Source organism: Bacillus sp. B1-b2, assembly GCF_009183415.1.
Lineage (GTDB): Bacteria > Bacillota > Bacilli > Bacillales > Cytobacillaceae > Niallia.
The window spans coordinates 1-1395 of sequence record NZ_WEHU01000077.1 but is presented as its reverse complement, the minus strand read 5'-3'; the positions used below and the strand labels follow the sequence as shown (position 1 = coordinate 1395).

At 37.7% G+C, this 1395-nt stretch carries 1 pseudogene; it reads right to left on the bottom strand.

Features of this window, described 5'->3' with window-relative positions:
• Window positions 1-1134, bottom strand: a pseudogene (locus tag F9279_RS24765) (IS110 family transposase); the annotation flags it as partial.
• Between the last annotated feature and the right edge of the window lie 261 nt (window positions 1135-1395).

The window sequence follows — 1395 nt, the reverse complement described above, 5'->3', positions numbered from 1 at the left end:
ATTTCGAGTATTCGATGAATGGTTGTTTTCCAGTTAAAATATGATAAATGATTTTCAATGTCTTATGTGCGATTGCGATTAATGCCTTTTTCTTTCCTCTTCGTGCTGCCAGTGACCAATATTTACTTGCCAACCATGTATTCTTAGTTCGTGAAATGGCCCATGCCACTTCACACAATGTTGATTTTATATGCGGATTCCCTTTTGTTGTACGAGTGCTTTTTTTTTACCAGCACTTTCGTGATTTCCTGGTGCTAATCCTGCCCATGATGCCAAGTGTTGGGCGGTAGGGAATTGACTCATTTCGATACCGATTTCCGCAATAATACTTGCCACCGAATTTTCTTTCACTCCTGGAATGGTTAAAAGTAAATCCACTTGTTCCTTATAAGGCACAAGTAGTTCGGAGATTTGCTTTTCGAGTTGTTCTAATTGTTCTTCCAAGAATATAATATGATTCCAAGATTGGCGAATGAGAAAGATTTGATGCGTATTAAGCGTTCCAAAAAGAGAATCGACAATCTGTTGGGCTTTTGGCATCATTTTAAAATGAATAGTGTCTTGCACATCCTTTGGATCTACATAGCCTTGTTCCACCAGTTTAGATAAAAGTTTTCTTCCAGATACACCAAATACATCAGAGATAACGGATCCTAATTTGATGTTGGAGCACTCCAACGTTTTTTGAATTCGATTTTTCTCCGCTGTAATATTTCCTACCCATTTCTTACGTAAACGGGTTAAGTCTCGAAGTTCACGAATATCTGTAGGAGGAACGAAGCTTTTTTCAATCAGTCCATGTTGAAGTAATTTAGCGATCCATTCGGCATCGGCAACATCTGTTTTACGACCAGGTACATTTTTAATTCTTTGGGCATTAGCTAAAGTGATATCGAAGTAATCTTCAATAATATTAAAGATAGGTTTCCAATAGATACCAGTGCTTTCTAAGGCAACATGAGTAACGTTACATTGCTCCAGCCATTTAAGGAGCTCATACAAGTCTTTGGTCATAGTTGGAAAAGAACGAACCTCTGTAAGAGAATGACCATCTGTTGTTTCTCGAATAACGCAAGCGACAATTTCTTTTTGATGAACATCTAAACCAGCACAATTTTTTAATAGTACGTCCATATAACAAACACCTTCCTACTCTTTTTCACAAACAGTGGAAAGGATTGTACCTCGGCATTTTTCTGTACGTGATCCAAGCAAAAGCTAGGTCAACAAGGCGGTGTGCAACAATCCATTCCTTACAGTTTTTATAACAGGGTTTAACCCACCATTAAAACCCACGTACTTATCTGTTTGTGTAGTATCAGTTATGGTCAATTCACAAAAAAATAACCCCCTTTTTCATGAGGGGGTGTGAGTGAAAGATCATGATTGTTTTTA